Annotated in this window: 27 protein-coding genes; 17 read left to right on the forward strand and 10 right to left on the reverse strand. The window is 70.4% G+C overall.

The genetic code is table 11. The features are described from left to right. Together WMJ97_RS02105 and WMJ97_RS02110 are read right to left on the reverse strand one after the other, a co-directional pair. The gene (locus WMJ97_RS02105) at window positions 1–954 is read right to left on the reverse strand and encodes a sigma-70 family RNA polymerase sigma factor (RefSeq protein ID WP_347347304.1); all 954 of its coding nucleotides are present in this window, start codon (window positions 952–954) and stop codon (window positions 1–3) included. Window positions 955–1,120: 166 nt separating this feature from the next. After that, a complete protein-coding gene (locus WMJ97_RS02110; protein ID WP_347347305.1) occupies window positions 1,121–3,259 on the reverse strand; it encodes a S9 family peptidase in 2,139 nt (712 codons plus the stop codon). Between the two features lie 187 nt (window positions 3,260–3,446). Here WMJ97_RS02110 and WMJ97_RS02115 point away from each other — a divergent pair, with 187 nt between their 5' ends. After that, entirely contained in the window at window positions 3,447–4,838 is a 1,392-nt protein-coding gene (locus WMJ97_RS02115) for an RNA polymerase sigma factor (protein ID WP_347347345.1), read from the forward strand. Between the two features lie 110 nt (window positions 4,839–4,948). Here WMJ97_RS02115 and WMJ97_RS02120 read toward each other — a convergent pair whose 3' ends face one another. Together WMJ97_RS02120 and WMJ97_RS02125 are read right to left on the reverse strand one after the other, a co-directional pair. Continuing rightward, window positions 4,949–5,461, reverse strand: a complete 513-nt coding sequence (locus tag WMJ97_RS02120) for an O-acetyl-ADP-ribose deacetylase (protein ID WP_347347306.1) — start codon at window positions 5,459–5,461, stop codon at window positions 4,949–4,951. 120 nt (window positions 5,462–5,581) lie between these two features. Then, a complete protein-coding gene (locus tag WMJ97_RS02125) occupies window positions 5,582–5,773 on the reverse strand; it encodes a hypothetical protein (protein ID WP_347347307.1) in 192 nt (63 codons plus the stop codon). Between the two features lie 301 nt (window positions 5,774–6,074). On the opposite strand from WMJ97_RS02125, the gene WMJ97_RS02130 reads away from it, so the two are divergent. The 8 genes from WMJ97_RS02130 (at window position 6,075) to WMJ97_RS02165 (ending at window position 13,930) form a co-directional block, all read left to right on the forward strand. Next, the gene (locus WMJ97_RS02130) at window positions 6,075–8,177 is read left to right on the forward strand and encodes a DNA topoisomerase IV subunit B (RefSeq protein WP_347347308.1); all 2,103 of its coding nucleotides are present in this window, start codon (window positions 6,075–6,077) and stop codon (window positions 8,175–8,177) included. 197 nt (window positions 8,178–8,374) lie between these two features. Further along, a complete protein-coding gene (locus tag WMJ97_RS02135; protein WP_347347309.1) occupies window positions 8,375–9,253 on the forward strand; it encodes an amino acid ABC transporter permease in 879 nt (292 codons plus the stop codon). Window positions 9,254–9,279: 26 nt separating this feature from the next. After that, complete coding sequence (locus tag WMJ97_RS02140) at window positions 9,280–10,032, forward strand: amino acid ABC transporter ATP-binding protein (protein WP_347347346.1); 753 nt, start codon at window positions 9,280–9,282, stop codon at window positions 10,030–10,032. 4 nt (window positions 10,033–10,036) lie between these two features. Continuing rightward, window positions 10,037–10,897 carry a GNAT family N-acetyltransferase gene (locus WMJ97_RS02145; protein ID WP_347347310.1) on the forward strand — a complete coding sequence of 287 codons (861 nt, stop codon included), beginning with the start codon at window positions 10,037–10,039 and terminating at the stop codon, window positions 10,895–10,897. Continuing rightward, window positions 10,898–12,013 carry an o-succinylbenzoate synthase gene (gene menC, locus WMJ97_RS02150; protein ID WP_347347311.1) on the forward strand — a complete coding sequence of 372 codons (1,116 nt, stop codon included), beginning with the start codon at window positions 10,898–10,900 and terminating at the stop codon, window positions 12,011–12,013. It abuts the gene before it with no gap. Window positions 12,014–12,033: 20 nt separating this feature from the next. Further along, window positions 12,034–12,927, forward strand: coding sequence for an ABC transporter substrate-binding protein (locus tag WMJ97_RS02155; protein WP_347347312.1), 894 nt, complete (start codon window positions 12,034–12,036; stop codon window positions 12,925–12,927). A 103-nt stretch (window positions 12,928–13,030) separates the two neighbouring features. Next, on the forward strand, window positions 13,031–13,525 hold the full coding sequence (locus WMJ97_RS02160; protein WP_347347313.1) for a carbonic anhydrase: 495 nt from the start codon (window positions 13,031–13,033) through the stop codon (window positions 13,523–13,525). A 162-nt stretch (window positions 13,526–13,687) separates the two neighbouring features. Continuing rightward, a complete protein-coding gene (locus WMJ97_RS02165) occupies window positions 13,688–13,930 on the forward strand; it encodes a hypothetical protein (protein WP_347347314.1) in 243 nt (80 codons plus the stop codon). 338 nt (window positions 13,931–14,268) lie between these two features. On the opposite strand, the gene WMJ97_RS02170 is transcribed toward WMJ97_RS02165, so the two are convergent. Further along, window positions 14,269–16,710 (reverse strand): DNA topoisomerase (ATP-hydrolyzing), encoded by a 2,442-nt coding sequence (locus WMJ97_RS02170; RefSeq protein ID WP_347347315.1) that lies wholly within the window; start codon window positions 16,708–16,710, stop codon window positions 14,269–14,271. Between the two features lie 177 nt (window positions 16,711–16,887). Next, window positions 16,888–17,925 carry a phosphatase domain-containing protein gene (locus tag WMJ97_RS02175; RefSeq protein WP_347347316.1) on the reverse strand — a complete coding sequence of 346 codons (1,038 nt, stop codon included), beginning with the start codon at window positions 17,923–17,925 and terminating at the stop codon, window positions 16,888–16,890. A 71-nt stretch (window positions 17,926–17,996) separates the two neighbouring features. Here WMJ97_RS02175 and WMJ97_RS02180 point away from each other — a divergent pair, with 71 nt between their 5' ends. From WMJ97_RS02180 to WMJ97_RS02190, 3 genes are read left to right on the forward strand one after another with little or no spacing between them, the layout of a single operon-like run. Further along, the gene (locus WMJ97_RS02180; protein ID WP_347347317.1) at window positions 17,997–18,563 is read left to right on the forward strand and encodes a DUF5998 family protein; all 567 of its coding nucleotides are present in this window, start codon (window positions 17,997–17,999) and stop codon (window positions 18,561–18,563) included. 3 nt (window positions 18,564–18,566) lie between these two features. Beyond that, window positions 18,567–19,673, forward strand: coding sequence for a nucleotide pyrophosphatase/phosphodiesterase family protein (locus WMJ97_RS02185; protein WP_347347318.1), 1,107 nt, complete (start codon window positions 18,567–18,569; stop codon window positions 19,671–19,673). Further along, the gene (locus WMJ97_RS02190) at window positions 19,673–20,335 is read left to right on the forward strand and encodes a thymidine kinase (protein WP_347347319.1); all 663 of its coding nucleotides are present in this window, start codon (window positions 19,673–19,675) and stop codon (window positions 20,333–20,335) included. The genes WMJ97_RS02185 and WMJ97_RS02190 overlap by 1 nt, the downstream gene beginning before the upstream one ends. On the opposite strand, the gene sepH is transcribed toward WMJ97_RS02190, so the two are convergent. Then, window positions 20,332–22,014, reverse strand: coding sequence for a septation protein SepH (sepH, locus tag WMJ97_RS02195; protein WP_347347347.1), 1,683 nt, complete (start codon window positions 22,012–22,014; stop codon window positions 20,332–20,334). The genes WMJ97_RS02190 and sepH overlap by 4 nt on opposite strands. A 247-nt stretch (window positions 22,015–22,261) precedes the next feature. Here sepH and WMJ97_RS02200 point away from each other — a divergent pair, with 247 nt between their 5' ends. After that, on the forward strand, window positions 22,262–22,558 hold the full coding sequence (locus WMJ97_RS02200) for a DUF4193 domain-containing protein (RefSeq protein ID WP_347347320.1): 297 nt from the start codon (window positions 22,262–22,264) through the stop codon (window positions 22,556–22,558). An 86-nt stretch (window positions 22,559–22,644) separates the two neighbouring features. Here WMJ97_RS02200 and WMJ97_RS02205 read toward each other — a convergent pair whose 3' ends face one another. Next, window positions 22,645–22,938, reverse strand: a complete 294-nt coding sequence (locus tag WMJ97_RS02205; RefSeq protein ID WP_347347321.1) for a DUF4235 domain-containing protein — start codon at window positions 22,936–22,938, stop codon at window positions 22,645–22,647. A 90-nt stretch (window positions 22,939–23,028) separates the two neighbouring features. On the opposite strand from WMJ97_RS02205, the gene WMJ97_RS02210 reads away from it, so the two are divergent. The 4 genes from WMJ97_RS02210 to WMJ97_RS02225 are packed head-to-tail and all read left to right on the forward strand — an operon-like array spanning window position 23,029 to window position 25,167. Further along, entirely contained in the window at window positions 23,029–23,499 is a 471-nt protein-coding gene (locus WMJ97_RS02210; protein WP_347347322.1) for a DUF3093 domain-containing protein, read from the forward strand. Further along, entirely contained in the window at window positions 23,492–23,992 is a 501-nt protein-coding gene (dut, locus tag WMJ97_RS02215; RefSeq protein WP_347347323.1) for a dUTP diphosphatase, read from the forward strand. The genes WMJ97_RS02210 and dut overlap by 8 nt, the downstream gene beginning before the upstream one ends. Further along, on the forward strand, window positions 23,989–24,771 hold the full coding sequence (locus WMJ97_RS02220; protein WP_347347324.1) for a DUF3710 domain-containing protein: 783 nt from the start codon (window positions 23,989–23,991) through the stop codon (window positions 24,769–24,771). The genes dut and WMJ97_RS02220 overlap by 4 nt, the downstream gene beginning before the upstream one ends. A 45-nt stretch (window positions 24,772–24,816) precedes the next feature. After that, on the forward strand, window positions 24,817–25,167 hold the full coding sequence (locus WMJ97_RS02225; RefSeq protein ID WP_347347348.1) for an OB-fold nucleic acid binding domain-containing protein: 351 nt from the start codon (window positions 24,817–24,819) through the stop codon (window positions 25,165–25,167). A gap of 47 nt (window positions 25,168–25,214) precedes the next feature. Here the strand turns inward: WMJ97_RS02225 and WMJ97_RS02230 are convergent, their stop codons facing one another. Both WMJ97_RS02230 and WMJ97_RS02235 read right to left on the reverse strand, forming a co-directional pair. After that, on the reverse strand, window positions 25,215–25,922 hold the full coding sequence (locus WMJ97_RS02230; protein WP_347347325.1) for a TrkA family potassium uptake protein: 708 nt from the start codon (window positions 25,920–25,922) through the stop codon (window positions 25,215–25,217). A gap of 10 nt (window positions 25,923–25,932) precedes the next feature. Next, window positions 25,933–26,580 carry a TrkA family potassium uptake protein gene (locus WMJ97_RS02235; protein WP_347347349.1) on the reverse strand — a complete coding sequence of 216 codons (648 nt, stop codon included), beginning with the start codon at window positions 26,578–26,580 and terminating at the stop codon, window positions 25,933–25,935. Window positions 26,581–26,678: the final 98 nt, after the last annotated feature.

Here is a 26,678-nt window from a genome sequence, read left to right on the forward strand (position 1 = left end):
TCAGGCCGCCAGCGCGCTCTCGTCACGCAGCTTGGCGATCGCGTGACGCTCGATCTGCCGGACGCGCTCGGCCGTGATGCCCCACACGGCGGCGATGTCGGCGAGCTTGGCCTGACGGCCGTCGAGCAGCCCGTAGCGGCGGCGGACGACATCGGCCGAACGGTCGTCGAGGCAGTCGAGCAGCGCTTCGAGCCGCTGCCGATCCTCCGCGTCGAGCACCATCTCATCGGGGCCGGGCGTCGCGTCGCGGGCGATCAGGTCGCCGAGCGCGGTGTCGCCGTCTTCCTCCACCGGGGCGTCGAGGCTGACGTGCTCGCGGGCGAGGCGGATCAGGTCGATGACCTTCTCCTCGTCGATGTCGAGTTCCTCGGCGATCTCGACGACCTCCGGCTCGCGGCCGAGGCGACGCTCGAGCGTGCGCCGGGTGGCCGAGACCTGGTTGATCTGCTCGGCGACGTGAACGGGCAGCCGGACGATGCGCCCCTGCTGCGCGATGCCACGGCTGATCGACTGACGCACCCACCACGTGGCGTAGGTGGAGAACTTGAAGCCCTTGCTGTAGTCGAACTTCTCGACGGCGCGGATGAGGCCGGTGTTGCCCTCCTGCACCAGATCCAGCAGCGGCATCGCCTGGCGGCCGTACTTGCGGGCCACCGAGACGACGAGACGAAGGTTGGCGGTCACGAACTGGTGCATCGCCAGGTCGCCCCTGCGGACGATCTCGCGCAACTCGTCGTCCGTGGCGTCCACTGCGGCATCGCCGCGGTCGGCGTCGGAGGTGACCCCGTCCAGAATCGACTGGGCATACAGCCCGGCCTCGATCTCGCGGGCGAGGTGGACTTCTTGCTCGGCGGTCAGCAGAGGGGTCTTGGCGATGCCATCGAGGTACAGACCAACCGCGTCCTTGCCATCGATGCCGTCGCTCGTGCGTGTCCGGTGAGCACTCGAGATCATGTACGAATCCTTTCGTCGTGCACCTAGTACAACGCGGAAGGGCTCGATTTTGTTCGGGCAGTGCCCCGAAAACACCCTGAGGTGTGCCCTGACGGCCCAGCTCACGACCGAGGTCGGACGCCGCATCAAACCCGAGTCGGTTGCGCGCGGCACCCGGACGCCGCGGCTACCGGGTCGTCTGGTCGATGATCCAGGCCAGCTCGAACGCGCGATCCCGCCAGCCCGCGTACCGGCCCGAGACGCCGCCGTGTCCGGCGACCATCTCGGTGCGCAGCAGAATCGGCCGGTCGGGGCCGTTGGTGGCGGTCGCGCGCAGCCGCGCGATCCACTTGGCGGGCTCGGTCACCTCGACGCGCGTGTCGTTGAGCGACGTCGTGGCGAGGATCGCGGGGTAGCGGGCCGCGCGGACGTTCTCGTACGGCGAGTACGACTTCATGACGTCGTAGATGCGCGGGTCATGCAGCGGGTCGCCCCACTCCTCCCACTCCATGACCGACAGCGGCAGCTCAGGGTTCAGGATCGTCGTGAGGGCGTCCACGAACGGGACGGCGGCGTGCGCCGCCCGACAGAGATCCGGCGCCAGGTTCATGACCGCCCCGATCAGCAGGCCTCCCGCCGAGCCGCCTTCGATGGCGAGCCGCTCCGGGCTGGTGTAGCCGGCGTCCACCAGATGGCGCGCGCACGCGATGAAGTCGGTGAACGTGGTGGGCTTGGCGTCCAGCTTGCCGGACTCGTACCACGACCGCCCCAGCTCGCCGCCCCCGCGGACGTGCGCGATCGCGACCACGTAGCCCCGGTCGAGCAGCGACAGCCGCGAGATCGAGAAGAACGGGTCGATGGACACCTCGTAGCTGCCGTAGCCGTACAGGAGGCACGGCGCGGAGCCGTCCAGCGGCACGCCGGCGGGCCGGATCACCGACAGCGGCACCTCCACGCCGTCGGGCGCGGTGGCCCACAGCCGCTCCTGGACGTACGCGCTCGGGTCGAAGGGGCCGTGCCGCGGATGGTCGCGGACGGGCGTCCGCTTCAGGACGCGGCGTTCGCCGGTGTCGAACTGGTACTCGATGAGCTCGGGCGGCGTGGCGAGCGACTCGAACATCAACCGGACGCGATCGGTGTCGACATCTGGATCCTCCTCGGCCCCGACCGTGTACAGCGGCTCGGCGAACAGGATCGGCTGCGGGTCGCCGAGCGAGCCGTCGGGCAGTCTCCGCAGGAACGCCAACCCCGTGAGCCCCTCGACGCGCTGGCTGACCAGCAGCCCGCGCGTGTACGCGGTGACGCCGTTCAGCCGGACGCCGCGGCGCGCGGGGATCACGGTCGTCCAGTCGTCCGGAGAGGTGGACTCCACCGGGGCACGGCTGAGCATGAAGTCCTGAGCGCCGTCGTTGTGCAGGATGTAGAGGGCGTCGGGAGCCACCTCGACCGTGTAATCCACGCCCGGACGCCGCCGTGCCACACAGCGCGGGGCGGCGTCCGGGGTGGCGGTGGGGATGAGGTGACACTCGGTCGTGGTCGGGCTGCCGATCTCGATCAGGACCCACTCGTAGCCGCGGGCCGCGTCCACGCCCATCCAGAACCGCTCGTCGGGCTCCGCGAGCACCAGGACATCACCGGCGGGCGGCGTCCCCAGGCGGTGACGCCACACCTCGTGGGGACGCCACGCCGCGTCCACGCGCAGGTAGAAGACCCAGTCGTCGCCGGCCCAGGCGCCCCCGGCGCCGACCCCGAGGATGGGGTCGCCGACCGTCTCGCCGGTCGCGATCTCCTTCACGACCAGGTCGTAGCGCTCGTCGCCCGCGACGTCGACGGAGTAGCCGAGGAGGCGTCCGTCGGGGGAGACGTCCGCCCAGCCGAGCGCGCAGTACGCCTCGCCCTCGGCGAGGGCGTTGACATCGAGCAGGACGGTCTCGTCGGGCAGCGGGGCGTCGCCCACGTCGGGGATCTGATCGCGCCCGGACGCCGCCACCCGGCAGTGGATGGGGTAAGCCAGGCCCTCGACCGTCCGGGTGTAGTACCAGAAGCTGTCCCCGGAGGTGTGCGTGACGAAGCTCGGCACGGAGAGGTCCGTCTGCTGGGTCCGGGCGTCCAGGTCGGCGTACAGCTCGTCGCGCAGCCCTGCCAGGGGGGCGGTGACGGCGGCTGTGTACTCGTTCTCGGCCGTCAGGTAGCGCAGCAGGCGCGGGTCGGTCTTGTCGGCCATCCAGCGGTAGGGGTCGTCGACGCGGTCGGAGTGCTCGACCCGGGTGTACGGCTCGACGGGGGCGACCGGCGCGGTGACCGAGGGGGACACGATGATGGGCATCCCGCCACGATAGCGGCGCCTCGGGGTGGCGATCGTGGCGCGCGGGTCCCGCCGCAGCGCGCGCCGCGCGCGAGCATCAGCGGGCTCACCACGCCGTTTGGGTAGTGTGAATGGACGTGCAAGAATGGCCCTCTGCGCAAGCCATTGACAAGTCCCGGTTCTTGTGCGCCCTAAACCGGATGAGAGGATCACTGTGACTCCACGCTCCGCAAAGTCCCCCGCCGCTGCCGCGAAGAGCAGCCCCGCCAAACCGCGCCGTGCGCGGGCGTCCTCGAAGGGGCCGTCCACGAAGGCGAAGGCCGCTACGGAGACCATGCAGAACGCAAAGGTCGCCGCCGAGGAGGCGGACGATCTGGAGGTCTCGGCCACGCCCGACGAGGTCGATCCCGAGCAGTTGGACGAGGACGCCGCCGACACCGAGACGGACGGCGAAGAGGACCTGACAGTCCAGGAGGCGATCACCGCCTCCAAAGACGTGAAGTTCCAGCGTGAGGGCAACGACGTCGTCCTGACCGTCGGAGGCAAGAAGCGCACGCTGGACGAGGTCGACGAGAACGAGTTCGAGCCGGCGGAGGCCGCGAAGGAGGAGAAGAAGCTCGTCGAGGACGAGGGCTTCGTGGTCTCCGACGCCGACGACACCGACGAGCCCGAGCAGCAGGTGATGGCGGCCGGCGCGACCGCCGACCCGGTCAAGGACTACCTGAAGCAGATCGGCAAGGTGGCTCTGCTGAACGCCGAGCAGGAGGTTCAGCTCGCCAAGCGCATCGAGGCGGGGCTGTTCGCCGACGAGTCGATCACCGACGGGTCGGTGAAGGATCCCGACGTCGACGACTACGAGTGGATCGCGGAGGACGGCCGCCGCGCGAAGAATCACCTGCTGGAGGCGAACCTCCGCCTGGTCGTCTCGCTGGCCAAGCGCTACACGGGTCGCGGGATGCTGTTCCTCGACCTGATCCAGGAGGGCAACCTCGGTCTGATCCGCGCCGTCGAGAAGTTCGACTACACCAAGGGCTACAAGTTCTCCACGTACGCCACGTGGTGGATCAAGCAGGCGATCACGCGTGCGATGGCCGACCAGGCGCGCACGATCCGTATCCCGGTGCACATGGTCGAGGTCATCAACAAGCTCGCCCGCGTGCAGCGGCAGATGCTGCAGGATCTGGGGCGCGAACCCACGCCCGAGGAGCTCGCCAAGGAGCTCGACATGACGCCCGAGAAGGTCGTCGAGGTGCAGAAGTACGGCCGTGAGCCGATCTCGCTGCACACGCCGCTGGGCGAAGACGGCGATTCGGAGTTCGGCGACCTGATCGAGGACTCCGAAGCGGTCGTGCCCGCGGAGGCCGTGAACTTCACGCTGCTGCAGGAGCAGTTGCACGACGTCCTGGACACGCTGAGCGAGCGCGAGGCCGGCGTGGTGAGCATGCGCTTCGGGCTCACCGACGGCCAGCCGAAGACCCTCGACGAGATCGGCAAGGTCTACGGCGTCACGCGCGAGCGCATCCGTCAGATCGAATCCAAGACCATGAGCAAGCTGCGGCACCCGTCGCGCTCGCAGGTGCTGCGGGACTATCTGGACTGACGGCCGCCTGCGGCTTCCGTTCTTCTCGGACGCCGCCGCGCGCGTCGGTCGCGACGCCGGCGAGCCCGCCCCCGGCGGATTCGCCGGCGTCGTTGCCTGTCAGGTCGAGATCAACCCGCGAGTGCGGCGCGGAAGGCCGACAGCAGCCGCTCGCTGAACAGCACGAAGCGGATCGTGTCGGGGCGGCGTCCCGCGTAGCCGTTGACGGCCGCCACCGCGACGCGGGCGACCTCGTCGGCGTCCCAGCCGTAGATGCCGGCGCTGACCGCCGGGAACGCCAGCGATGTGGCGCCCAGGTCGGCCGCGACGTCGAGGCTCCGGGTGAAGCAGGACGCCAGCAGTGCCGGGTCTGTCTGGCCGGCGTGGCGGTTCGGGCCGACCGTGTGGATCACCCAGCGGCACGGCAGGTCGCCGGCGCCGGTGGCGACGGCGTCCCCGACGGGTAGTCCGTCGGGCAGCGTCGACTCGCGCAGCGCGCGGCACTCGGCGAGCAGCGCCGGGCCGGCGGCCGCGTGGATCGCGCCGTCGACGCCCCCGCCCCCGAGCAGACTCGAGTTCGCGGCGTTGACGATCGCGTCGACGCGTTCGGTGGTGATGTCTCCGGAAACGGCCTCGATGCTCATGGGCCCATCTTGCCGCGCCGGGCGCGACCGCGCCCCGCCCGGAGGGGTTGTCGGTGCAGGAGCGTCAGAACGCAAGCGAGCCCCGGGACTCGTCCCGGGGCTCTGTTGGCTTGTCGCCACTCAGCTCAGCTTGGCGGTCTCATCGTGAATGTTGAGAGCGACCTGCTTGAGCTTGTCGCTGTGGGCTCGGGCGTGATGCGCGCAGAACAAGAGCTCGCCTCCCGAGGGGAGGGTCACGCGCAGGTACGCCTGGGCACCACACCGGTCGCAACGATCAGCGGCGGTCAGGTGTTCCAGAACAGTGGTACTCATCGGTTCCTTCCTCTCTGCAGGCGCTTGGCCCCCGGGTGCTGGGGGCTTCGAGCGATTGTCTCAACGCCCTCCGGGACGGGTTTTGTTCCCGCCTGCGCTCCCGAGACTACCTGCACGCTGGACGATCTGGCTGTGACTCACCGGTGAGTCCGTCAGCCGAGGGGCGCCGGCGGCGTCCTGGGGTGCCGGCTCGGCGTCCGGCGAAGGCGCCGGCGCGGCCCGTGCGCGGCCGGCGTCCCGGACCCCGCGCATCGGAGAGCCGGTGCGAAGAACTGTCGGCTGCCGTGGCTAAGCTTCCCGCGTGAGCACGACCGCGAACCCGACGACCGCCAAGCCGAAGACCGACCGGCGAGACTACGAGGCCCGCCACCTGTTGGTGCTCGAGGGGCTCGAGGCCGTGCGCAAGCGTCCGGCCATGTACATCGGCTCCACCGACACGCGCGGGCTCATGCACTGCCTGTGGGAGATCATCGACAACGCCGTCGACGAGGCGTTGGCCGGGTTCGGCGACGAGATCGAGGTGGTGCTCCAGGCCGACGGCGGCATCGTGGTGCGCGACCAGGCGCGCGGCATCCCGGTCGACAAAGAACCGCGTACCGGGCTGTCCGGCGTCGAGGTGGTCTTCACGAAGCTGCACGCCGGCGGCAAGTTCGGCGCCGGCTCGTACAACGCGACCGGCGGCCTGCACGGCGTCGGCGCCTCCGTCGTGAACGCGCTGGCGGCGCGGCTCGACGTGCAGGTCGACCGCAACGGGGCGACGTGGGAGATGAGCTTCCGCCGCGGCGTGCCCGGCGTGTTCGAGGGCGACGGGCCCGAGGCGCCGTTCACGCCGTCCGGCGAGCTGCGCAAGGTGGGCCGCGTCGCGAAGGGCAAGACGGGCACGCGGGTGCGCTACTGGCCCGACCGGCAGATCTTCCTCGCCGACGCGCGGCTCTCGCGCACGCAACTGCTGGCGCGGGCGCGGCAGACGGCGTTCCTGGTGCCGGGGCTGCAGATCGCGATCCGCGACGAGCGCTCCGAGGAGGTCGTGAGCGAGACCTTCCGGTACTCGGGCGGCATCTCCGAGTTCACCGAGTTTCTGGCCGACGACGAGGCGGTCACCGAGGTGCTGCGCCTTCACGGCAACGACAAGTTCGTCGAGACGGTCCCGATGCTCGACGAGAACGGGGCGATGACACCCACCGACGTCGAGCGGCCGCTCGGGGTCGACATCGCGCTGCGCTGGGGCACGGGGTACGAGACGCGTGTGCAGTCGTTCGTGAACATCATCGCGACGCCGAAGGGCGGCACCCACGTCACGGGGTTCGAGCGCGGGCTCGTGCGGGCGTTCGGCCGGTCGCTGGAGGGCACGCGGTTGCTGAAGTCGGGGGAGGAAGTGACGAAGGAGGACATTCTGGAGGGGCTGACCGCCGTCGTCACGGTCCGGCTGCCCGAGCCGCAGTTCGAGGGGCAGACCAAGGAGGTGCTGGGCACCCCGCCCGTCGCGCGGCTCGTCGCCAAGATCGTGGACGCCGAGTTGAGCGCGTTCCTCACCTCCACCAAGGCGGCCCAGCGCACCCAGGCGCGCGCCGTGATGGAGAAGGTGGTCGGGGCGTCCCGCACGCGCGTGGCCGCGCGGGCGCACCGCGAGAACCAGCGGCGCAAAAACGCGCTGGAAAGCTCGTCGCTGCCGCCGAAGCTCTCCGACTGCCGCAGCAGCGATCTCGACCGCACCGAGCTGTTCATCGTCGAGGGCGACTCCGCGCTCGGCACGGCGAAGCTGGCGCGCAACTCCGAGTTTCAGGCGCTGCTGCCGATCCGGGGCAAGATCCTGAACGTGCAGAAGGCGTCCGTGGGCGACATGCTGAAGAACGCCGAGTGCGCCGCGATCATCCAGGTCGTCGGGGCCGGGTCGGGGCGCACCTTCGAGGTCGACTCGGCCCGCTACAGCAAGGTGATCTTCATGGCCGACGCCGACTCCGACGGCGCTCACATCCGGTGCCTGCTGACCACCCTGTTCTTCAAGTACATGCGCCCGATGATCGAGGCGGGCCGCGTCTACACAGCCGTGCCGCCGCTGCACCGGTTCGAACTGACGAACCCGCGCAAGGGGCAGGAGAAGTACGTCTACACCTATTCCGACGCCGAGTATCACCGCAAGTACGCCGAGCTGACGAAGAAGGGCGTCCACTTCAAGGAGCCCCAGCGGTACAAGGGTCTGGGAGAGATGGACGCCGACCAGCTCAAGGAGACGACGATGGATCCGCGGCACCGGACACTGCGGCGCATCACGGTCGAGGAGGGCGAGGCGCTCGAGCAGGCCATGGCGACCTTCGAGAAGCTGATGGGCAACGACGTGGCGCCGCGCAAGGAGTTCATCATCGAGGGCGCCTACGCCGTCGATGCCGAGCGCATCGACGCCTGAGGTCCGGCGGGTGTCACCCGCCCCGGTCGCCGGGCGCGCGGCGGCGTCCGATGCGAATCGCGGCACGTCAGAGGGCAGTTCGCGCCGCCGCACCGTGGATCGTTACACGGTCGGCATGACCGGGGGCTACTGTGCTGCCCACGAAGGCTCGGGTGGGCGGAGAGGTTCCGTGCGCCGCGACCGGGAGGAGTTGTCGCATGGCGTACGCCGACACCGACATTGAGGCTGTGCCTGTACGCCACCCCTGGCGCTGGGTGGGTGCGGGCCTGGTGCTCGCGCTGCTCGTGGCGCTGGCCTGGGCGTTCTCCCAAGCCAGCATCGAGTGGGACGTCATCCCGCGGTACCTGACCGAGCAGCAGGTGCTGCTCGGCATGGCCAACACGCTGCTCATCTCCGTGCTCGCCCAGGTCGTCGGCATCGTGCTGGGCGTCGTGGCCGCCGTCATGCGGCAGTCGGACAACTGGGTGCTGCGCGGCGTGTCCCGCTTCTACATCTGGCTGTTCCGGGGCACGCCGGTGCTGGTGCAGTTGATGATCTGGTACAACCTCTCGCTGGTGTTCCCGACGGTGCCGGGCACCGGCATCCCGATGAACCAGGTGATGACACCGTTCATCGCGGCGCTGCTCGGCCTCGGCATCAACGAAGGCGCCTACATGGCCGAGATCGTCCGATCGGGCATCCAGTCGGTCGACAAGGGCCAGGTCGAGGCCGCGGGCGCTCTCGGCATGACACCCCGGCTCACCATGGGTCGGATCGTGCTGCCGCAGGCGATGCGCGTCGTGATCCCGCCGACCGGCAACGAGTTCATCAACATGCTGAAGACGTCGTCGCTGGCGTACTCGATTCAGTACATGGAGTTGCTGCAGGCGGCGGTGCGGATCTACTCGACGACCCTGCAGGTCATCGAGATGCTGCTGACGATCTCCATCTGGTATCTCGTCCTGACATCGGTGTTCAGCGTGGGCCAGTACTACCTGGAGCGGCACTTCACCCGGGCGGAGTGGAGCGGCGGCGACGGCGGCAAGACCGTCGGCAGAACGGTCCTCGACAACCTCAAGTTCGGGAGGCAGAAGTGAGCGAGCCGGTGTCTGACGCCGAGTTGATGGTGTCCGCCCGCGGGGTGACGAAGCGTTTCGGCGCGCTGGAGGTGCTCAAGGGCATCGACATGGACGTCGTCCGGGGGCAGGTCGCGGTGCTCATCGGGCCGTCCGGGTCCGGCAAGTCGACGTTCCTGCGGTGCATCAACCACCTGGAGACGATCAGCGGCGGCACCCTCCGGGTCCGCGGCGACCTCGTGGGCTACCGCGAGCAGGACGGCAAGCTGCACGAGATGCGCGAGAAGGAGGTCGCCGACCAGCGCCGGGGCATCGGCATGGTCTTCCAGCGGTTCAACCTGTTTCCGCACATGACCGCGCTGGAGAACATCTGCGAGGCGCCGATCCACGTCGGGCGGGTCCCGGCGTCCAAGGCCCGCGAGCGGGCTCGCGACCTGCTGGCGATGGTGGGGCTGCCCGACAAGGCAGACACGTACCCGGGCAAGCTGTCGGGCGGGCAGCAGCAGCGCGTCGCGATCGCGCGGGCCCTCGCGATGGATCCCGAGCTGATGCTGTTCGACGAGCCCACGTCGGCGCTCGACCCCGAACTCGTCGGCGACGTGCTCGCCGTCATGAAGAAGCTCGCCGAAGACGGCATGACCATGGTCGTCGTCACGCACGAGATGGGGTTCGCGCGCGAGGTCGGCGACTATCTGGCCTTCATGGACGGTGGCGTGATCGTCGAGGACGGCCTGCCCACCGAAGTGCTCGCCGACCCGCGGGAAGAGCGCACGCGCGCGTTCCTGTCGAAGGTGCTCTGACCTCATGCGGGGCGAGCCGTGGGACGCCGCCGGCGCGGCCGCGCGCCGCGGCGGCCTGACGCTCCGTGGCCTGGAGGGCATGCCTGACCTGGCGGAGGCGTCCGCGCTCTTCGAGACCGTCTGGGGCCGCACGCGTGAGGGCGCCCCCGTGCATTCGGAGGTGATGCGTTCGCTCGTGCACGCCGGAGGCCTCGTGTCGGGGGCGTTCGCCGGGGGCTCGCTGGCCGGTGCGGCGGTGCTGGCGCCGGCGTCCGGACGCGGTGAGGCCTACGGCATGATCGCCGCGACCGCTCCCGGGCTGGGCGACCGCGGCGTCGGGCGCGCGCTGAAGCTGCACCAGCGCGCCTGGGGGCTCGACCACGGCTTCGAGGCGATGTCGTGGACGTTCGACCCGCTGGTCGCCCGCAACGCCTTCTTCAACCTGACCCGGCTCGGCGCGCGGGCGATCACGTACGAGCAGGCGTTCTACGGGTACATGAGCGATGAACTCAACGGCGACGACGAGGCGGATCGGCTCGTCGCCCGGTGGGAGTTCGCGGCGCCGCGGGTCGTCAAGGCCGCCGCGGGGGAGGTCGAGGCGCCAAAGGGGCCGGGCGCGTTGCCGGAGGGCGGCGTTCTGGGCCCCGACGGGTCGCCGGCCGCTGCGGCCGTCGACGGGGCCGCGTTCGTGCGGGTGCCCGCCGACATCGTCGCTTTGCGGCGCACGGACGCCGCGGAGGCGTCCGGGTGGCGCGGGTTCGTCCGAGAACGGATGCAGGCCGCCTTCGGCGCCGGACTCGAGGCCGTGGGCTGCACGCGCGACGGGTGGTATGTATTCGGGCCGCCGGAACCCAGCGTCGTTCCGGCCGAGGGGGTGTGGTTGTAGATGAGAATCGAGAGGGCGGAGATCGTCCGGGTGCGGCTGCCGCTGGTGGTGCCCTTCCGGACCTCGTTCGGCACCGACACGAGCCGGGAGACGATCCTGCTGCGGCTCGTCACGGACGTGGGTGAGGGCTGGGCCGAGTGCGGCTCCGAACCCGACCCGCTGTACTCCGAGGAGTACCTCGACGACGACGCCTGGGTCGTGGAACACGAACTGCTGCCGCGCCTCCTGCGACTGCCGCCCGAGCGGCTGACGGCGTCCGTGCTCGCGGAGGTCTTCCGGCCGGTGAAGAAGCATCCGATGGCGAAGCACCTGGTGGAAACGGCGGTGTTGGACGCCGAGTTGCAGGCGTCCGGGATGTCGCTGGGCGTGTATCTCGGCGCGGTGCACGACCGGGTGCCGTGCGGGGTGTCGGTGGGCATCACCGACGACCTGCCGACGCTGCTCGCCCAGGTGGAGGGCTACCTGGCCGACGGGTACCGGCGCATCAAGCTCAAGATCGAACCGGGGTGGGACGTCGAGCCCGTGCGGGCGGTGCGGCGGCTCATCGGGCCCGACGTGCCCCTCCAAGTCGACGCGAACACCGCCTACACCCTCGCGGACGCCCGCCATCTGGCCCGTCTGGACGAGTTCGATCTGCTGCTCATCGAGCAGCCGCTGGCCGAGGACGACGTCCGGGGGCACGCCGAACTGGCCAGGCGGCTCCGGACGCCGGTGTGCCTCGACGAGTCCATCACGTCGGCGCGGGACGCCGCGACGGCCATCGCGCTGGGGGCCTGCTCGATCATCAACGTGAAGCCGGCCCGCGTCGGCGGCTACCTGGAGGCGCGGCGCATCCACGACGTGGCGCGCGCCCACGGCGTCCCGGTGTGGTGCGGGGGCATGCTCGAGACCGGCATCGGGAGGGCGGCCAACCTCGCGCTCGCGGCGCTGCCCGGGTTCACGCTGCCCGGCGACACGTCGGCGTCCTCGCGGTACTACGCGGAGGACCTCACCGCCCCCTGGGTGCTGGACGATGGGCACCTGAGCGTGCCGGTCCAGCCGGGGGCGTCCCTGGCTCCCATCCCCGCCATCCTCGCCAAGTACACCCTCTCGACGACGGAACTGCCGTTGTCGTGATCGTCAGAAAGGACCTCGTCATGGCCAAATCACGCGTGGCTCGCCTGGGCGCGGCGCTCTTGCTCGCCGTGTCGCTCGTTGCCTGTTCGCCGGGCGGAGGGGCCTCGAGCGCCCCCGCCGCCACCACCGGGGTGGATACGAACGCCCCGCTGTACGCGTCCCTGCCGCAGAAGATCAAGGACGCGAAAGAGATCCAGCTCGGGGGCGACATCGCCTACGCGCCGATGGAGTACTACGACACGGACGGGAAGACCGTGCTCGGGTTCGACAAGGAACTGACCGACCTCTTGTCCAAGAAGGTGGGGGTGCCGATCGTCTGGAACAACGCGACGTTCGACGGGCTCATCACGCAGCTCGACTCCGGGCGATTCGACCTGGTGATGTCGGGGATGACCGACACCCCCGAGCGCCAAAAGCAGGTCGACTTCGTCGACTACTACAAGGCGGGCTTCGTCATGCTCGTGCAGGCGGGCAACCCCCAGGGCATCAAGACCTTCGACGACCTGTGCGGCAAGACCATCACGGTGCAGCGCGGCACCACGCAGGCCGACTGGGCCGCCAACAAGGTGAAGACGTGCAACGCGCAGGGTAAGCAGACCCAGTTGCTGCAGTTCGATCACGAGCCCGAGTCGATGCTCCAGGTGCAGCAAGGACGCGCGGCGGCCGGCCTGCAGGATTACCCCGTGGCCGTGTACAACACCCGGGAGTCGAAGGGTAAGTTCGAGGTCGTCGGCGAGCAGAATCTGGCCAATCCGCTCGGTATCGCGGTGTCGAAGAAGAACACCCAGTTGCGCGATACGGTGCAGAAGGCCGTGCAAGCGACGATCGATGACGGCAGCTACAAGCAGTTGATCGACAAGTACCAGACGCCCCAGGGCGCGATCGAGAAGGCGACGATCAACGGCGGGAAGTAGCCGCCGCCCGTGACGCCGGCAACGAAACAGTGAGTGAAGGTAGGCCGAAGGCGTCCGCGACACCCCGCGGGCGCCTGGCTACCGCGAGCGACGAGGAGTGCGCATGAGCGAGGGATTCGACGACCTGTTGGCGGCGAACAAGCGGTATTCCATCTCATTCCCGCATGGGTTCGATGGGATCGCCCATCAGGGGGTCCTCATCATCACGTGCATGGATTCGCGGCTCGAGCCGCTGGAGATGTTCGGGCTGCGCGTCGGTGAGGCGAAGGTCCTGCGGACGCCGGGAGGCCGCGTCACACCCGCCGCCCTGGCCGGGTGCGTGCTCGGGGCGTACAAGCTCAACGTGTCGCGGATCCTCGTCGTTCCGCACACCCGGTGCGCCGCCGCGGCGATGGACGACGCGGGGGTTCGCGCGTCCATCCTCGAATCCGCCGGGGTGGACGTCGGCGATTTCGTTTTCGGCGCCGACCCCGACCAGATCGGGCGGCTGCGCGACGACGTCGAACTGCTGCGCAACCATGAGCTGCTGGCCGGCCGGTGCGACGTCGGCGGGTTCCTCTACGACGTCGACACCGGTCTCGTCGAGCAGAAGTGCTGAACCGGCGTCCTCTCGGTGCGGGTCGCCCTCGCACTGACAGGGGCAGGAGTCGACGCAGTGGCGATACCACTGGCAGGCGACCACGCACGTGCACTCCCAGGTATCAGGGACCGGTGGGGAGAGCGCAAGCCTCGCCCGCGCGCGGGCGCGCACGGCCTCGCGATGCCGCTCGTTGCACGCCTTGATCGTGTCGCGAACCTCCGCCGCTGTGGGGTGGCCGCGTGGGACGCGTCCGGCGGACGCCCGGGCGTGGTCGCGCCGCCGCCGACGCGGGGCCCCGGCGGGGTACTCCCGCTCGAGGAAGCCCTCGCGATACCCCTCGTGAATCACCACGTCGAGATGCGCGGGAAACCGGCGCCCGGCCTGGTCGCGCGCCGACTGGGCATCGCCGAACGGCTCGACTGAGTCGCCCGTGTGGTCGACGACGTCGAGCCGCAGCCCCGCCAGGCCGAGCAGCCGCGCGAACATCTCGACGCCCGGCTCGCGGTCCGGCATGGCGTCAGTGCCCCCGGCCCCGAGCCGCCACTCGTCTCCTGACTGGCCCCCGAAATCCCCCATGAAGCCAGCCTGCCAGCCGGCTCTGACATTCTCGGCTGGCCCCGGGTGGGGGTTCCGTGGGGTTGCGGCCGGTGAGGTCCCGGATGCTGTGGTTTGCCCACGAGGTGTGAGCAAACCACAGCGTTCGGGCACGCGGATCGAGCGAGGGGATTGGCGAGGGCGCGGCGGCCGGGCGACCGACCGCCTCAGGGCCGGTGCACGCGCGTGCCCAAGGCTGCGATCGGCTGGCCGACGGGGACGCCGGAGGCGTCCCTGCGGGGGTCGGGCGCCGGGAGTTCCACGGGCGCGCCGGAGGTCGCCGCCGCGATCACGGGCGCGGGCCCGACGAAGGCGAGCTGGAGGGCGTCCTCGCCCTTGAGGAAGCGTTGGCACCGGACGCCGCCGGTCCCGCGGCCCTTGCCGGGGTACTCGCTGAAGGGGGTGACCTTGACCGAGCCGGCGTCGGTGCCGGGAAGGGCCGAGGACGCCCCGGCGACCGTGACGACCGAGCGTTGGTCGTCGTGGGCGGCCGCCCCGAAGAAGATCGCCCGCTGACCGGCGCCCAGCCGGACGCCGGCGATGCCGCCGCCGGAGCGGCCCTGAGGCCGGACGCCCGCGGCGGGGAAGTGCAGCAGGTGGGCGTCAGACGTGACGAAGACGAGTTCGGGGGAGTCGTCGGCGAGCTCGACGGCCCCCACGACGCGGTCGTTGTCGTCGAGGCGGATGACGTCCCACGAATCGCGTGCGAGCAACTCGGGGTGCACGCGCTTCACGATGCCCTGCTCGGTGCCGAGCGCCCAGCCGAACGTGGCGTCGGTCAGGCTGGTCAGGGCGAGGATGCGCTCGTCGGCGTCCAGAGGTAGTAGCTCGGACGCCAGCGATCCGCCCTGCAGGTTGGGCGCCTGGGCGGTGATCGGGACGCTCGGCAGCTCGATCGCGTGGCAGCGCAGCAGGCGTCCCGCGGAGGTCAGCGCCCCGAACTCGCCACGCGCCGTGGTGCGCGCGACCGAGGTGATGAGGTCGTGCTGGGCGCGGCGTCCGGCGTCGGAGAGTTCGTCGGGAGTATCCGCCCGGGCCAGCAGGCCCGCCGACGAGAGCATGACCCAACAGGGGTCGTCGGCCACCTCGAGCGGCCCCGCGGACGCCGCCGTCACCGCCGCCCCGCTGCCCGCCAACAGGACCGTGCGGCGCGGCGTCCCGTGCAGGCGGGCCATCTCGTCGAGCTCGTGAGCGACGAGCTCGCGGAGCTGATCGTCGTTCTCGATGATGCCGAGCAGCTCGGCCATGAGCTTCTCGAGCTCGTCGCGGCGCTTCTCGAGCTCGATCTGGCTGAACTTGGTGAGCCGGCGCAGCTGCAGGTCGAGGATGTAGTTCGCCTGCACCTCGTCGAGCTCGAACGCCTCCATCAGTTTGGCGCGCGCGGCGGCCGCGTCGTCGGAGCCGCGGATGATCGCGATCACGTCGTCGATGTCGACGATCGCGATCAGCAGGCCCTCGACGAGATGCAGATCGGCCGCCGCCTTGTCGTAGCGGAACTGCGTGCGCCGCAGCGTCACGTCGAGGCGGTGGTCGGCGTACACCCGCAGGGCGTCGCCCAGGGACAGCGTCTGCGGCTGCCCCTCGACGAGCGCAACCATGTTGATCCCGAAGCTGTCCTCGAGCTTGGTGAGCCGGTAGAGCTGGGCGAGGAGGGCGTCCGGGTTGATGCCGTTCTTCACCTCGATGACGAGCCGCAGCCCGTTGGCGAGGTCGGTCAGGTCTTTGACGTCGGAGATCCCCGTGATCTTCTTGTTCTGCACGAGCGTCTTGATCTGCTCGATGATCTTCTCGGGGCCCACCAGGTACGGCAGTTCGGTGACGACGATGCCCTTGCGGCGGGGCGTCACCTGCTCGATGCGGGCGCTCGCGCGGATGCGGAAGGTGCCGCGGCCGGTCGCGTAGGCGTCCTTGATGCCGTCGAGCCCGACGATCTTTCCGCCCGTGGGCAGGTCGGGGCCGGGGACGTAGCGCATGAGGTCGTCGACGCCGGCGTCCGGGTGCTTCAGCAGATGCTTCAGCGCTTGGACGCACTCGACCAGGTTGTGCGGGGGGATGTTCGTCGCCATGCCGACGGCGATGCCCGTCGACCCGTTGACCAGGAGGTTCGGGAACGCCGCCGGCAGGACGACCGGCTCGTTCTCCTTCCCGTCGTAGTTCGGCTTGAAGTCGACCGTGTTCTCGTCGAGGCCCCCCGTCATCGCGGACGCCGCCGTCGCCATCCGGCACTCCGTGTAGCGCATGGCCGCGGGCCCGGAGTCGAGCGAACCGAAGTTGCCGTGCCCGTCGACCACCGGCAGGCGCATCGCCCACGGCTGCCCCATCCGGACGAGCGCGTCGTAGATCGCCGTGTCGCCGTGCGGGTGCAGCTTGCCCATCACCTCGCCGACGACGCGCGCGCACTTGACGTGCGGCCGGTCCGGACGGATGGCCATGTCGTCCATCGAGAACAGGATGCGCCGCTGCACCGGCTTCAATCCGTCGCGCGCATCGGGCAGCGCGCGGGAGTAGATCACCGAGTACGCATACTCCAAGAAGCTCGTCTCCATCTCCTCGGAGACGTCGACGTTGACGATGCTCTCGGTGATCTCGTCGTCGGGCGGCAGGGGCATGGGTGCTCTTCACTCCTTCGGGCGCGGGACGGGGCGTCCCCGTGGACGATGGCCGGGCCGGGCGGCCCTCCGCGCGGGCTTGTCAGATCGTCAACTCAGATCGTCATTGTGGTCCGGCCGGACGGCGTTCGGGCGCGGTGACACGGTCTTTCGCGCGGACGCCGGCCGTCGGCGTCCTCACGCGCGCAGCAGATTGCGGCGCCGGAGGGCCCGCAGCAGCCCGCGTCCGTCGGGCGCCTCGACCACCTCGGCGTCGTGCCGGCCCTCGGGCTCTCCCTCGAGCGGCTCGGTCGTGCCGTGCGCCAGGAACTGCTCGGTCGGGTTCAGTTGCCTGATCGCGATCAGCCGGACGCGGTCGGGGTTGTTGCGCGCGTACTCGCCGTAGATCTCGGGATCGTGCTGGCCGTCGTCGCCCACCAGCAGCCACGACACGTTCGGGAAGTCGGTCGACAACTGCAGCAGCGACTGCCGTTTGTGCTGCTGGCCCGACCGGAACCAGCCGGTGTTCGTCGGCCCCCAGTCGGTGAGCAGCATCGGGCCGTCGGGGTAGCGGTGGCGCTTGAGGAACCGACGCAGGAACGGCTGCGTGTTCCACGCCCCTGTGGACAGGAAGATGAGCGGGGACCCGGGGTGGGCGTCCAACAGCTCGCGGTAGAACGCGGCCATCCCCGGCACGGCCTGCCGGGCCGACTCGGTGCGGATGAACGTGTTCCACGCCGCGATGAACGGGCGCGGCAGCAGCGTCGTGATGATCGTGTCGTCGATGTCGCTGACGATGCCGAACGTCGCGTCGTCGGGACACACCAGGACCGGCGCGGGCGTGGGCTCCCCGCCCTCGACGCGGATCTGCGCCTGACGCCAGCCCGGCTCCACCCCGTGCCCCCGGACGCGATGGTCGATGCACCCGCCCCGGTCGGACGTCCCCTGCACGGTCACGTCGCCGAACGTCAGCTCGTAGCGGATATGCACGCACGCGGCCGTGAAGAAGTTGCGCCAGCCGCGCCGGCGCAGGAATTCCTCGGCCGCCTTGCCGATCTGGGTGTCGCTGAACGTGGGGGACAGGACGACCCGGCCCAGCAGCCGGGCGCCGGCCTCGCTGCCGTAACCGGTGTAGGTGATCACCCGTTCCCGCCAACCCAGGCGACGGAACAGGGCCTCGAACCGCTGGTCGAGCCACAGCTCGATGCGCGCCGCGACGAAGGGGCGATTGCTCATGCGCCCCAACGTAGCCTGTTTTGTCGTCCGGCTGTTTTGGTCACGCGGGACCGCAGTGGGAGGATGAGCTAATGACGACCAGAGAACTGACGCGGGAGCTGCGCGAGGCGATCGTCGCGTCCGGCTACTTCCCCGAGTTCATCGAGGCGACCGTCGCCCGGGCGGTGGCGGGGGAGCGCATCGTCGATTCGGTCGTCCACCACGAGGCCACGTTCAACCACGACGCGATCCACCGGCACGTCACGGTGCTGGTCCTGACGCCGACCCGGTTCATCGTCAACCACACCGACGACGGTGAGGGGCCGGGGCCCACGCAGGCCCTGTCGACGGTCGAGACGGTGCCGCTGCGGCAGATCCGTTCGGTGAGCCTGACGCACGTGGTGACGAATCCCGAGCGCTACGGCAACGACGGGGCCGACCCGTCGGAGGTCTGGCTGTCGGTCGGCTGGGGCATCATGAGGCGCCTCGAGCTGGAGCCGGCGGCCTGCGAGGATCCGACGTGCGAGGCCGATCACGGCTACACGGCGGCCGACGTGGCCGACGATCTGACGGTCCGGATGAGCGCGGCCGCCGACGGCGACGGTCCGCTGCAGCGCCTGGTGGAGTTCGGCACGGCTCTCCAACTCGCGACTGCCTGACGCATGGACGCCCCGCTCCTGCCCGCCTACGGCGCGGCGACGCTCGCGGATGTGCTGCCCTCGATCGCGTCCCGGTGGGGGTTCGGGGACGATGTCGTCGGCCTTCCGGACGCCGACCGCTGGGTCGTCCTGCTCGTCGACGGCCTGGGGGAGCGCCTCCTGCGCGCCCGGGCCGATCGGGCCCCCTACCTCGCGGGCCTTCTGCGCGATCGGCGGTTGACCAGCGGCGTCCCGAGCACCACGGCCACCAGCCTCACGAGCCTCGGCACCGGCCTGGCGCCCGGGCAGCACGGCATCGCCGGGTACTCGTTCCGCGACCCGTTCGGCGGGGGGCTGCTCAACGCGCTGACCTGGAAGGACGGGCTGTCCGCGCTCGACGTCCAGCCGCGCCTCACCGTCTTCGAACGGCTGGAGAAGGCGGGCGTGGCGACGTCCAATGTGGGGCTGAAGCGTTTCGCCGGCAGCGGCCTGACGACCGCCGCCTTTCGCGGCGCCCGCTTCGTCGGCTGCCCCGAGGAGGCGGATGTCGCCCGCCGCATCGAGCTGGCCGTGGACGCCGCCCTCGCCGGCCCGCGCACGCTCGTCTACCTCTACGAGCGACAGTTGGACCACTGCGGCCACGGCGAGGGCTGGCGTTCGGACGCCTGGGCCGACACGCTCGCCTTCGTCGACGGGCTGGCGCGCGCCCTGCGTCTGGCGCTGCCCGCGGACGTCCGGCTGGTGATCACCGGGGACCACGGGATGGTCGACGTCCCCCGGGAGCGCCAGGTCGTCGTCGAGCACGAGCCCGACCTCCTCGCCGACCTGACGCTCGTCGCCGGCGAGGGACGCCTGCGGCAGCTCTACACCGATCGTCCGGACGCCGTCGCTCGGCGGTGGTCCGACCGGCTCGGGGCGTCCGCGTGGGTGCGCACGCGGGACGAGGCCGTCGACGAGGGCTGGTTCGGTCCGGTCTCCGCGCAGCTTCTCCCGCGGTTCGGCGACGTGCTGGCGGCCATGGCGTCCGATGATGCCGTCATGACGTTGTCGCAGCCGAAGGAGCTCTCGCTGGTCGGGATGCACGGTTCGCTCACGCCCGACGAGATGCGCGTCCCGCTGCTGGTGGACTGATGGGCGCGCTCACCTATTTCACCGGGCCGATGAACTGCGGCAAGTCGACCCTGGCCCTCCAGATCGACTACACGGAGACGGACGCCGGACGCCGCGGCTACCGCTTCACCCGGCAGGACCGCTCGGGCCAGGCCCGCATCACGTCCCGGATCGGGTTGGACGAGCCCGCCGTCGAGGTCGACGACGACTTCGGCTTCTGGTCGTTCGTCGCCTCCGAGCTCACGGCGGGACGCCGCGTCGACTTCCTCGTCTGCGACGAGGCCCAGTTCTACACGACGACGCAGGTGGACGAACTCGCCCGGCTCGTCGACGACCTGGGCGTGGACGTCTTCTGCTTCGGCATCCTGACCGACTTCCGGACCGAGCTGTTCCCCGGCTCGCGCCGGCTCATCGAGCTGTGCGACCGGATCGAGCTGCTGCAGGCGCGCCCGCGCTGCTGGTGCGGGGCGTTCGCCACGCACAACGCGCGCATCGTCGACGGGGAGATGGTCACCGAGGGCAGCCAGGTCGCTCTCGGCGACACCGACCAGCGACGCGCGGCCCAGGTGCGCTACGAGGTGCTGTGCCGCCGGCATCACCGGCTGCGGCAGACGGCGGCGAAGGGGCGGGTCGACCCCAGCCCCGATCCGCTGCCGTTCGAGCCGGGCGCGGGCCCGAGCTAGTCGTCCTTGCGGGGCGAGCCGAACATGATCTCGTCCCAGCTCGGCACCGACGCCCGCTTCGAGCGGCGCCTCGGCTGCGGGATGGGCCCGGTGGCGTCGTCCACCAGCGACGGCTGCGACGGACGTCGCCGCGCCCCCGGCCTGGGCTTCACGACGACCGTGTCCTCGGTGTCGGGCTGCTTCTCCGGTTGTTTCGTCGCGGACGCCGCCGGCTTCTCGGGCGCGCCGGTCTCCTCGGACGCCGGCTGCGGCTCCTCCTCGACGGACGCCGGCTGTGGCTGATCCTCGGACGACGCCGACTCGGGGGCGGTACCGGCGGAGGGCTCGTCGGGGACGGGAGCCTCGGCGGGGGAGGCCGCCTCGTCGGGGACGGGCGCCTCGTCCGGGACGGGCGTCGCGTCGGGGGCCTCGGCGGTCGGCTCGGGCTCCGGGACGACGGGCTCCACCACCGGGTCGGGCACCACGACGGCGGGTTGGGGGACGGGCTCGCCCGGCGGCACTGCGGTCGCATCGGGCTCGTCCGGCGCTTCCTCCTCCCGCGGCTCGTCGGACGCACCCTCCGGCTGCGCTTCGACGGCGGGCCCGGGTTCGGGCTCCGGAGCGGGCTCGGGTTCGGGCTCAGATTCCGGTTCCGGCTCGGGCTCCGGTTCCGGTTCCGGTTCCGGTTCCGGTTCCGGAGCGGGGGTCGGCTGAACGTCCTCCACCGGCTCGGGCACCTCGTCGCCGAGGTCGCGCTCGGCGGCCGTCGCGGCGTCCAGGGGCGGGATGACCTGGGTCGGCTCGCCCTCGTCGTCGTCGGCGGTCTCCTCCCCGGCGTCCTCCACCACCTCGTCGGGACCCGCGTCGAGGGCCACCGGGCCGGGCTCGTCGCCGAGTGGATGAATGAGGCCCGAGTAGATCTTCACCGAGTCCTCGTCGAAGCTGGCGAGCATGTCGTACAGCACGTCCATGTCGGCCGAGCGCCCGGGCACGATGTCGTACACCCCGTCGACCTCGGTCAACTCGCCTTCGCGGAACGCGTCCTCCACGTCGGTCGCGCTCGGCGCGTACGGCGGGGCCAGCCGGCGGACCGGCTCCTCGTCGCCGACGTCGGCCCCCGACTGCGCCGACGGCGCCGATGCGGCCGATTCGCCCGAGGCGTCGTCGTCGGACGCGGGGGACTGGATTGCCCGGACGATCGCCAACTCGTCGTCGGGGGACGGATCGATGACCACGACCTCGTCGCCGATGAGCCACCGGGCGTCGTCGTTCGACGCGACGCTGAACCGCCCGGCCACGTCGTAGACGAACAGCGCGTCCCGCGGGGGCTGCGCGGACGGGAGGGCCGCGCGGACCTGCCAGCGGCGTCCCTCGATCTTCCACGCGTCCCACTCGATCGTGTCGTCGTCGACGCCTCGGGGACCGAGGTGCTCGCGGACGGCCGCCCGCAGCCCCCGGTTCGACGACGTCTCGCCCCGGCGGCGGATCGTGTGCGTCTGGGCGAGGCCGGCGACGTGCTCGCGCTCCGCGATGACCGGCGCAGCGAAGGCGGCCAGCTTCTCGGCCGGGACGCCTGCCGCGCGCGCCACCTCGTCGACCGACTCCCCGGCCCGGATGCGGGCCTGGATGTCGCGGGGTCGCAGTGCACTGTCCATATAACCGATTCTCCACTTGTCGAGCTGCGGACGCCTCGGCCGGATCGTCGGGAATAGGTGCGCGCCCGCCGTCGTTCCGCCCGGTGAGCGTGCACCGACGGGCCCCGAGGCCCCCGACCATGCGGTGGGCGATGCCCGGCAGGCTTTGCCTAGGTAGTAACCTACCGCGTCACGAAGGGAAAACCGGGTGACCGCGGCGTCCGTGGCGAATTATCATTCGCCGGTGCGCACGCTCGGGGAACGTGTGATATGTATTCCCCGGGTTTTGCCCCCGTCGACTAAGGAAGGAACCATGGCCACCGACTACGACGCCCCTCGCAAGACGGACGAGGAGAGCGAAGACAGCATTGAGGAGCTGAAGACCCGACGTAACGACAAGAACTCGGGCAAGGTCGACGAAGACGAGGTCGAGGCCGCAGAAACGTTCGAACTGCCCGGAGCCGACCTCTCGCACGAGGAGCTCACGGTCCGCGTCCTGCCGCGGCAGGCCGACGAGTTCACGTGCATGTCCTGCTTCCTGGTGAAGCATCGCAGCCAGATCGCGAAGGTGAAGGACGGCAAGATCTACTGCGTCGACTGCGCCGGCTGACCGCTCGCGTCGCTCCTCCTCCACGACAGGCAAAGAAGAACGCCGCCGTCCCGATCGGGACGGCGGCGTCGTGAGTTGCGGCCTGGCTACAAAGACACGTGGACGTTGCGCATGTTCGGCGGCAGATGGCCGGTGAACTTCTCCCAGCGGTTGGCCGCGAACCGGTTCACCACCAACTGCGAGAGCGCGATGCCGAGGCCGCCGGCGACCGCCCACAGCATGGCTTCGGTCAGCGGCGTGGCCGGATCGTTCGGGTCCGGCGGCTCATCGCCCGTGACCGCTCGCCACAGGCCGTCGACGACCTTGTGCGCGGCGATCGTGCTGCCGGCCGCGATGAGGCCCGAGTAGGCGTTCCACATGATGTTGCGCGTCACGCTCATGGGGTGCTCCTCCTTGTCAGGTGGGACAGGCGCGGCTCCCCGCGCGCTGGTCATTCTAGCCAGGGTCACCGCTCACGCTAGGTTAGGGCGGTGATCTATCGCGAGAAGCTGCGTTGTCCCCTGTCGTATTGGGTGATCGCCGCGGCGTTCGGCCTGTCGTTCGTGACGGCCGTGGGCTTCTACGTCGGGCCCTGGGTCGCGGTCGCCTCCGGGGTGGTGACGGCGCTCGGCATCGCCGCCGTCCTGTGGCAGATCGGCCGCGTCGAGATCGTCGTGGACGATCGCGGGATCACGGTCGAGAGGTCCCTGCTGGAGTGGTCCTACGTGGGGAGCGCGGCCGCGCACGACGCCGCGGCGACGCGCGACCGTCTGGGCCGGGACGCCGACGTGCGGGCGTTCGTGGTGGACCGTCCATACCTCGCGGAATCGGTCGAGATCGCCGTAGACGACGCCGCCGACCCGCATCCCTACTGGTTGGTGGGCACGCGGCAGCCGCAGCAGTTGCTGGCCGCGCTGTCCTCCGGACGCCCGCGGAGCGAGCAGGAGGCGTCCGATGAGTGAGGCGGAGCCGGTGGAGGTGCTGCTGCAGCGGCTCGATCCCGAGCTTCCCGCTCCCCGATACGCGCACGCCGGGGACGCCGGGGCCGACCTGGCCACGCGCGTGGACGTCCGGCTGGAGCCGGGGCAGCGCGTCCTGGTGCCCACGGGTGTCGCGATCGCGGTGCCGGACGGCTGGGCGGCGTTCGTCCATCCGCGGTCGGGACTCGCGGCCCGCGCGGGCCTCACGATCGTGAACGCGCCGGGCACGGTGGACGCCGGCTACCGCGGCGAGATCCGCGTCTGTCTCCTCAATACGGACGCCCGCGAGGCCATCGTCCTGCGACGGGGTGACCTGATCGCGCAGCTAGTCTTCCAACGGGTAGGACGGGCCCAGTTCACCGAAGTGCCGCGGCTACCCTCGAGTGCACGTGGCGACGGTGGTCACGGATCCACCGGCGGAGTGAGTCAATGGTCGGACGAGGCGTCCGGCGAGATCGAAGGGGATGGCCAGTGATCTTTGGGCGTAGGAACCGCAAGGCGGCCGAGGCGCCCGTCGAGGTCCTCGACGGCGACGAGACCACGCGGGACGCCGAGGTCTCCCAGGCGGATCTCGACGAGGACGCCGCCGAGATCGAGGGGGCGTCCTCGACCGTCGACGACGGTACCGACGAGCCGCTCGACGATCAGTTCGACGACGAGGACGCCGACGACCCGGACGCCGGTGAGGGCGTCCGTGCCGACGGTCCGTTCGACCACTCCGAGGTCGATCTGGACGCCGACGACGTCGAGCGCCTGACGCTCGGCCCCCTGGTGGTCACGCCGGTCCCCGGCATGAACCTGCAACTCCACGGCGACGAGCAGACACAGCAGATCTACGCGGCGCTGGCGATGTATGAGGATTCGGGGCTGGAGCTGGCGCTCTTCGCCTCGCCGCGCAGCGGCGGCCTCGCCAAGGAACTGCTGGAAGACACGATCGAGGAGGCCGAGCAGGCCGGCGGCAGCGCCGAGGTCGCTGAGGGCCCGTTCGGGCCCGAGGTGCGGCGCGTCCTTCCGGTCGAGGGGCCCGAGGGAGAGCAGCTTTTCCACGTCTCCCGCATCTGGCTCGTAGAGGGCCCGCGCTGGCTGCTGCGAGGTACGCTCATGGGGCAGGCCGGAATGTCGGAGGGCGAGGAGCCGCCGGCGGACGTCTTCGTCGAGTTCTTCCGCAACGTCGTGGTGAACCGCGACGACGAGCCGCGCGTGCCCGGCGAGTTGATCACGCTGAGCCTTCCTGACGCCCCGGCGGAGAGTTGAGCCCGCGGGCACTGGCCGCCCGCGGGTGATGAGGGGGGTGCCGTGATGTCGATCAAGGATTGGTTGTCGCGACTGACGAAGTCGAACGACGAACTCGTCCACGACGACCTGCGCAAGGTGGCGGAGCAGTCGGGCGCCGACACGATCCAGCATTGCTCCGACCGGCAGAAGGCCCGGCTGCGCGGCACGATCGAGGTGCTGACCGTTCACCCGATGGAGTCGACCCCGTGGCTGGAGGCGCAACTGTCCGACGGCACGGGAACCATCTCGCTGATCTTCATGGGCCGCCACCAGATCCCCGGCATCGAGGCGGGCCGTCAGCTCGTGGTGGAGGGTCGGATCTCCGATGTCGACGGCGAGCGGCGCATCTACAACCCCTGGTACCAGCTCATCTGAGGCTTGCTCACGCGGGCGCCTTGGGCGCGATCGGTGAGTTGACCGGGTCAGTCGTCGTCATCATCGTCATCGTCGTCGCCCTGCTGGAGCCGCTGCTCGCTGGGCGCCAGGAACTGCGCGAGGGCATGCTCGGCGTCCGGGTTGCCGATGAAGAGGAGTTCGTCGCCGCCCTCGAGGGCGGCGTCGTGCTGCGGCGCGCGCGCCTCGCCGTCGCGGATCACCGCGACGAGCACGAAGTCGCCCGGCAGGTTCAGGTCGGCGACGCGGCGTCCGACGATCGGGCTGTCGAACGGCAGCGTCATCTCGACCAGGTTGGTCTTGCCGCCGCGGAAGCTGAAGAGCCGGACGAGGTCGCCGACCGTCACCGCCTCCTCCACCAGCGCGCACATGAGCCGGGGTGTGGACACCGCGACGTCGACGCCCCACACCTCGTCGAACATCCACTCGTTGCTCGGGTGGTTCACCCGGGCGACCGTGCGCGGCACCGCGAACTCGGTCTTCGCGACCAGCGAGTGCACCAGATTGGCCTTGTCGTCGCCGGTGGCGGCGATGGCGACGTCGACTTTGTCGATGCGGGCTTCTTCCAGCGAGTCGACCTCGCAGGCGTCCGCCAGCAGCCACTCGGCGCCCGGGACGCTGTCGGTCTTGATCGCGTTCGGGTCCCGGTCGATCAGCAGGACGGTGTGGCCGTTCGCGATGAGTTCGCGGGCGATCGAACGCCCGACGTTGCCGGCTCCGGCGATAGCGACGCGCATGGGATGCCTTTCAGTGTTGGGCCGGCGGCTGGCCGAGGATGGCCTCGACGCGGGACTCGTCGTCGTTCGCGACGCCCGCGTAGAGCAGGTCGCCGTCCTGGAACAACGTGGTCTCGTCGGGCACGAGGCCCTGACCGAACCGCGACAGGAAGGGGATCGGGGCTTTGATGCGCCGCTGCATCTCCGCAACGCGCGTGCCGACCCATGCGCTGTCGACGTGCACCTCGATCAGCCGGACGCTGCCCGACGGGTCGCGCCACAGCGGCTCCGACCCCTCGGGCAGGAGGCGGCGTAGCACCTGGTCGGCGGCCCAACGCACCGTCGCGACGGAGGGGATGCCGAGACGCTCGTACACTTCCGCACGGCCCTGGTCGTAGATGCGGGCGACGACGTTGTGGACGCCGTACGTCTCGCGCACCACCCGGGCGGACAGGATGTTGCTGTTGTCGCCGCTGGAGACGGCAGCGAACCCGTCGGCCTCCTTGATGCCGGCCGCTGTCAGGACCTTGCGGTCGAACCCCACGCCCTTGATCGTCTTGCCGCGGAACGACGGCCCGAGCCGCCGGAACGAGTCGGCGTTGATGTCGATGACGGCGACGGAGTGCCCCCGTCGCTCGAGGCTGCGCGCGAGGGACGAACCGACCCGCCCGCAGCCCATGATGACGATGTGCACAGGCGCACGCCCTCCCGTGTTGATGGCCCGCTGACATGGAGGCCAGCGTCTGTCTGGCATGGGAACCAGCGTGAGTAGAGTGT

Source organism: Nigerium sp. (assembly GCF_039811905.1).
Classification (GTDB): domain Bacteria; phylum Actinomycetota; class Actinomycetes; order Propionibacteriales; family Propionibacteriaceae; genus Propioniciclava.